7 protein-coding genes are annotated in these 6587 nt (G+C 29.9%); 3 read left to right on the top strand and 4 right to left on the bottom strand.

Translation table 11 applies throughout. From position 1 onward, the window contains the following. Positions 1–186 precede the first annotated feature (186 nt). The gene (locus ACGH80_RS10810) at positions 187–411 is read left to right on the top strand and encodes a hypothetical protein (protein ID WP_411578861.1); all 225 of its coding nucleotides are present in this window, start codon (positions 187–189) and stop codon (positions 409–411) included. Between the two features lie 25 nt (positions 412–436). Here the strand turns inward: ACGH80_RS10810 and ACGH80_RS10805 are convergent, their stop codons facing one another. The 4 genes from ACGH80_RS10805 to ACGH80_RS10790 form a co-directional block, all read right to left on the bottom strand. Next, positions 437–724: a type II toxin-antitoxin system HicB family antitoxin gene (locus tag ACGH80_RS10805; protein WP_411578860.1), complete on the bottom strand. Its 288-nt coding sequence runs from the start codon at positions 722–724 to the stop codon at positions 437–439. Positions 725–1059: 335 nt separating this feature from the next. Then, positions 1060–1788 carry a hypothetical protein gene (locus tag ACGH80_RS10800; protein ID WP_411578859.1) on the bottom strand — a complete coding sequence of 243 codons (729 nt, stop codon included), beginning with the start codon at positions 1786–1788 and terminating at the stop codon, positions 1060–1062. A gap of 54 nt (positions 1789–1842) precedes the next feature. Continuing rightward, complete coding sequence (locus tag ACGH80_RS10795; protein WP_411578858.1) at positions 1843–2589, bottom strand: conjugal transfer protein TraL; 747 nt, start codon at positions 2587–2589, stop codon at positions 1843–1845. A gap of 2 nt (positions 2590–2591) precedes the next feature. Further along, a complete protein-coding gene (locus ACGH80_RS10790; protein ID WP_411578857.1) occupies positions 2592–3008 on the bottom strand; it encodes a hypothetical protein in 417 nt (138 codons plus the stop codon). Positions 3009–3396: 388 nt separating this feature from the next. Between ACGH80_RS10790 and ACGH80_RS10785 the strand changes: the two genes are divergently transcribed. Both ACGH80_RS10785 and ACGH80_RS10780 read left to right on the top strand, forming a co-directional pair. Then, a complete protein-coding gene (locus ACGH80_RS10785; RefSeq protein WP_411578856.1) occupies positions 3397–3750 on the top strand; it encodes a plasmid mobilization protein in 354 nt (117 codons plus the stop codon). Beyond that, positions 3740–6587: LPD7 domain-containing protein (locus tag ACGH80_RS10780; RefSeq protein WP_411631128.1), on the top strand; the 2848-nt coding region annotated here is incomplete at its 3' end. The genes ACGH80_RS10785 and ACGH80_RS10780, both read left to right, overlap by 11 nt.

Below are 6587 nucleotides of genomic sequence, written 5' to 3'. Positions count from 1 at the left end.
CTACTTTTGCTTTGGTTGTTTTTTGAGCAAACGGAATAAAAAGGCTGTTTTATTTGTTTTTTTACTTGCGTTTTTACGTGTTATTTTATATAATAATTACAAGTTGAAAGGTTAACCGAACAACGAAACTAAGCCTTAATGTAAGGGCTTTTTAGTAATCTAATCTCTTAATAGAGGAAAAAATAAATGATAAATTTACAAAGTTATGCTAATGCTATTATCTATTCTTTTGAATATAAAAAACCAATCAAAGCCCAGCCTTTAACAGGTAAAGAGTTCACCATTTTATTATCTTATATTAACGAGTATTTACTTAATAAAAAAGCAGGAATTAAAGGGACTATTGATATTTTAAATCAGAATGAAAATCTTGAAATCCAAGATCTACAATTATTAAAAGATGAACAATAAAAAAAAGCCCTTAAAAGGGCTTTTTTTATAATCTGCTCAAATCAACATCAATAATGATCCATTTGTCGCAATACTCATATTCGTTATTATTTTTATATGAAGTATGATTATTATGAATATTTTTAATATCATAATCGCCCGATTCAATCATATCTTGTACAGTTAACAAGATAGCTTCTGTTGCCATTGTTGGTATATCACTTTGTTTGTCGGCAGCAGAATAACAACTATATTTTTCATTGCATAATGCAGGCACGACAATGCCGTAAGCTTTCCTATCTTTCGCCGTTTCAATACCAATAGAAAAAAACATAATACCCCTCCTTTACAAGGACTTGTTTTTTATGGAAAATTTTTTATAATCTGCTTTCATATATTTTAAAATTTTTTTGTTATATTCATTATTGATATTAATGCTATAAATTTTTATGGTTGCTAATAAGATTATAATAAGAAAAATAGATAAGATTATACAGTTATGTATTGATCCTAATTCTAAAATTACTAAATAAGATAATATTCCCAAAAAAATCATAAATAGATAACATTGTCTTTGTCTTTTATAGAGCATCCAAGATAAAAATAAAGAAAGTGATAAGCAAACAAAACTAAAAATTAATAATATGATTATCAAATCCCCCCTCCTTTTTATTTTTTTGATTTAAGTTCTTTATCAATTGCATCAATTACAATCGATTGTACTTTATTTGCCTCTTTTTCTGGCAACTCTTTTTTAACTTGCTCAAAAGCTTTAAATAGACCCGTTAAGTAAGATTTTTCTTTTTCGATATATCCTTTATTTTGGGTTGTTGAATAAAAAACTATTCCCGTTATTGTTAAATTTAATAAAATAAGCACAAGTAAAATGATGTTTATAAATTTGCTTTGTTTTTCTTTTTCTTTTTGAAAAAGTGGTTTTGTTTGCTGATTTGTGCTTTCTAAAGTGTTTTTTATTTCTGTTACTTTTTTATCTATAAATGAATTGAATCCTGCGATTATTTGATTATTTAGTTCTAAAGTTTGAGTACTAAATTCTTTTTTGAATTCTGTTAATTCGTTATCGAATGCTTCGCCTACAAGTTGAATATTTTCACTTAATTCATTTAGGCGACTATCAATTGCGTTTCCTATCTGTTTTGGTATATTATTCAATGAGTTTGTAATCATTATTGAGTAATAATCCATTACGTTTTTTTGTGCAAAAATAACAGCAAAAATAGGATCATCTGCACTTAATCTAATCTTGAGTTTGTCAAAGCTATCTAAAATAACATTTCTGATTAAGATGTTAAATTCTTCATCACTTAATCCGAATTGTTCTTTAACTTCTTCCCTTTTTTCTTCCACTGAGTTTATTAAATCTATATTATTAGTCATATTGCTTATCCTTTGTATTAGTTCGCCATGTTCAACATGGCGAACTATATTTAGTTATTCAGATTTGTCTTCACTTTTTTTATCATATAAGCGATCTAATTGCTCATAAACTTCAGTAAATACTTTCTTTAATCGATTTTTTGACATTAGCCCAAATTCTGTGCTTTTTTGTGCTTCTTCATTTGTCATGCGTGCTTTAGTCAGCTTTTCTAAATCATCGTTAAATGCATCTGAATTGCGGTTTTTAATTACAATAACGGCTTCTGTTTTATCAATAACAAGCTCTTTGTAACCCTCGGGTATATCAACAGCCCCCTGAAATTCATTAAGCCAGATCACAAGTTTAACGTTAGAAGAATCGCATAATAATTCATATAAACTCATCAAGCCTTGTAATGTGTCTGTTTGCGATTGCCCACCCACAATAACAGTATGAATATAAACTGGACGATTTAAGTTATCAAAAAGTGAAACAATATCGTTATCTTTAATGTACTTCATCATAGGTACAAAAGTGGATGCACCATTATCGATGACGAAAGTTGTTTTTTGTTCATTAATTATTGTTTCAAAAATTGCGTCAAATTTTGATTGGATAATTGAACCATTTTTTAAAATTTCAATTTGTGTTGCTCCAATTTTTTTGATGCTAGAAAAAGAATTATTTACTGGATCGGTGTCTGCTCCACTAATTTTTACTTTTTTAAAGTCTAAAAAATATTGTGCTAACATCGATGATAAAAAAGATTTCCCAACTCCGCCTTTTCCCTGCAATACGATATTTATACTATTTGTTTTCATTGTTAAGCCTCATTTTGTTTTTTCTGCATAAGTAATTTATTTAATCGTTCTTCAGCACTTTCTTGATCACTGCTACTATTATGAATTGGCTGTGTTTCTTTTTTTGCTAAAGAACTAAATACGTTAGTTTGAGTAAAATCATCTTCTTTTATTAAATCTTTTGTTGCCTCCTTAGTCCTATTTTTGGCGAACTTATCTCTTGCCCGATGGATTAAATTTTTTAGATGAATAAAACTTACGTCATTATCGGGAAATAAATTGTTGTGAATTAAACGGATAGTTACGTTTTGAGCTATGCAATAGTTAATTTCCTGAATATATCTATTTATAATAGCTTGAAGCATTCCTCTGCTTTTTATCCTTTCTCTTAGAGCTTTCTTTATTGGTAACAAAACTTCATCTAATTCTTCCTTATTCACTTTTAACCTCTCTTTTTTAATCAGAATAAGTATAGTTTAGCGATACAAACTTGTAAAGTTTAGAAAAAAATTTTTTTGCTATCTATTCGCTATCTATTTGATATCTATTTGCTATCTAATTGCTAATTGTTCGCTACCTATTCGCTACCTATTCGCTACCTATTCGCTATCTATTCGCTATCTATTTGCTATCTATTTGCTATCTACCTTTGGTTATATAGAAAAAGATAGGCACGACAGCGATGTTTACAAAATACTACGTATTTTATAAAATCGACGTGCAAAAGGGGAAACCCCTTTTAAACCCCACCGCTTAGCGGTGATAAGGTAAAGGCGTTAGCCTTTTTAATATTTAATCTCTACGAGCTTTCAAAGGCTAACTTTTAATATGAAAAATAATAAATCGAAAGTGATCAGTTTTAGGCTTACTGATGAACAATATAGACCTTATGAGGAACTTTTAAAAAAGAGTAACAAAAGTTCGTCTGAATTCTTTCGGGAGTTATTTTTATCTAAAGAAAAAAAAATAAATGTTATTTTTAATGAGAGAAAACCTGTTGATTATCGTTATTTGCTAAGAGAAATAAATAAATTGGGAAATAATATGAATCAACTGGCTAAACATTTTAATTCTGCAAATAAGAGAGGTACTATTTCCAATGATTTGTTTAAGAAAGGTATCAATCTTTTAATCAACATAAATGATAACCTAAAAAGGTTACAGTTACACGATGATAGTTAGATTCGGCGGTGGAAACAATGGTATAGCTGAATACTTAGAAAAAGGTATTAAGCAAGGTCGCACTTTGTCGAGAGATGAACTTGATAAACGAGTTATCCTTGAGGGTGATCTTGCTCTTACAGATAGAATTATAAATTCGATTGAAAACAAAGGACAGGAGCGTTATTTACATATCTCTCTTTCTTTCCGTGAAGATGACATAAGTAATGACACTCTACAAGATATTGTTAAGGATTATCGGGAACTGCTAATGTCAGCTTATTCTGATGATGAATTTAATTTCTACGCTGAAGCTCATTTACCAAAAATTAAACGAATTAAAGATGAACGGACAGGTAAGATGATAGTTCGTAAACCTCATATTCATATAGTTATACCTGAAGTTAATCTTTTAACTCTTAATAAATTATCACCTGTTGGATTAGTTGACAAGAATACTCGTTATTTAGATTCAATTCAGGAATTTATTAACTATAAATACAATCTTGCCACACCAAAAGATTATGTTAGAAATGCAGATATGCATTATGCTAATGTTTTATCTAGAATCAAGGGGGATTTTTTCGGTGAAAAACAACATAATTTTAAGAATTTGCTTGTTGATGAAATAGCGAGTGGAAAAATAAATACTATTTCTGAGTTTCAAGCCAGATTAGCTAATTTTGGTGATATTAAAGTAAGAAATAAAGGTAAGAATAATCAGTATTTTGCCGTAAAAATTGAGGGTGATAAAAAATTCACTAATTTAAATCATCCCGTTTTTAAAGAAAGCTTTATTAAAAATAAAATATTACCCTATAACAAACCAGACATTGAACAAATCAATGCAGATCTTTTGGAATGGAAGCATCGAGTTAGTAGAGAAATCAAACACGTTCATTTTGCTACTCAATCTTTCCGTAAATTATATGCTACAGCAGATCCAGAAAAGAAAGCTCAATTACTTATTGATAGAGAGGCTAAATATGACCAAAAGTACCGAAAAGGTAGATATCTTCACAAGAACAGACGAAAGAGAGATTACAAGTCCAACCTTACTTATGCTAAAAAGCGACAATCAAGGGCTACTTCCAGAAAGGCAAGCAGCGTGTCAAGTTTGTCCTATAGCGATATGGTTTACCGAAAAAATCAAAGAAGCAGAAATGTTGAAAGTTTTTTGTCCGAAGATGAACACGCTTATTTACGAAACAGAAAATCCAGTGATAATTTCAAATTGCGACGGACTGTATCAAAGCGAACAAGAGTTAATAGAAGAAGAATAAAAAGAAAAATATCTTACCGCTCATTTTCTCAAATTAATAGAGGTTTACCTAGCAAGAAATATTCAAAAAACGTTTTTGATAAAGACATTGAAAAACGTTCATTTAATACAGAATTTGAACGATTCCAAGCAACGGAACAGAATAAAGGTAAAAATGTCTCTAAATTTGGTGAATCTAATACTTTGTCGTTCATGGCTAAAAGCCACCAGTCAGAACAAGAAAAAAAGGCGGAATTAAATAAATTCGCAGAAATAAGGAAGAACATAGATCCTGATCTTTTTTTAAAACATTTAGAGAAAGTTTATGCAATAGATCCAAAAAAGCACGTTGTAACTTATGCTAAAGACGGTAGCCCTAGGTTTAGAGTGGAAAAACTTAATTTAAACGCTTCTGATTTTCTAACTAAATATCTTAATATTGAATGGAAAGAAGCTAAATTAGTTTTGTCCTATATTTACGATAATCAAGAAAGTATTAAACAACAGAATATTGATATAGATATTCAGAAAAATATTAGTCAGTTTACTTTTGAAGTACGTCAATTTGAAAAAAATATTAAGTTTGTATTACATAATTTAAATGTTGATAATCGAAATTTGTATAGAGGAGAAAAAAAACGTATTTATAGTCGTTTTTCTGAACCTAAGATCCGTAATCAAGAGTTAGCAATAGCTTCTTTTAGAGCTATGCAACGACAAGAGAGAATAAATCAAATTGAAACAATGGCTACTTACAGAGTGGAGTTCGAGAAGTCTTTATTTCAACAAAGTGGATATACTAACAACGCATTAGAGGATAGTAATATGGCATTTAAAGAAAGTTTGAATATTGCTTTAGGCAATGAATTTGGAAGAATCTCATCTGCTGAAGAAAAAATCAATTTTAGTGATAATTTCAGACAGCAACAAACAATTGTTCAACGGCATCTTCAAGAACAACAAAAGCAAACAAACAAATCGAAAGATAAAGAGTATGGACTTACATTTACTTCTAAAGCCCTAGAGGAGGTAATGAAGTTAAATAATTTAGGGATAGCTAAAAAGAAAAATGGTGATATAGAATATAAACGATTAGCTGATGGTAAAACAGTTTGTACTGATGTTGGAAATCAAATGTTGATTTCGAAAGACATGCAAACTCCCGAAAATATAAAAACGTTTTTAGAACTAGCAATAGATAAGTACGGTAATGAATTAAAAATAAACGGGAGTAAAGAATTTAAAGAAAAAGTTATTGAATCGGTGGCAGTTCATAATTTACCGATAATATTAAAACCTGCTACTTTGCAAGAACAACTAATGAACCGTCGTAGAGAATTGCAATTTGAAGAAAAATTGGAATCACTAGATAGCATAACCAATGAGTTTGAACAACAAATTAACCGATCTCATTTAACACAGGAATCCCCTGAAGTTGAAAAATCAACTCAGAAAGCCTCTGAAGCCGAGAAACCATCTCAAGAATCCCCTGAAGTTGAAAAATCAACTCAGAAAGCTCCTGAAGCCGAGAAACCATCTCAAGAATCCCCTGAAGTTGAAAAATCAACTCAGAAAGCTCCTGAAGCCGAGAAACCAT

This window comes from Gilliamella sp. BG1, assembly GCF_046635625.1.
Classification (GTDB): Bacteria; Pseudomonadota; Gammaproteobacteria; order Enterobacterales; family Orbaceae; genus Gilliamella; species Gilliamella bombi.
This window is presented reverse-complemented; position numbering and strand designations above follow the sequence as displayed.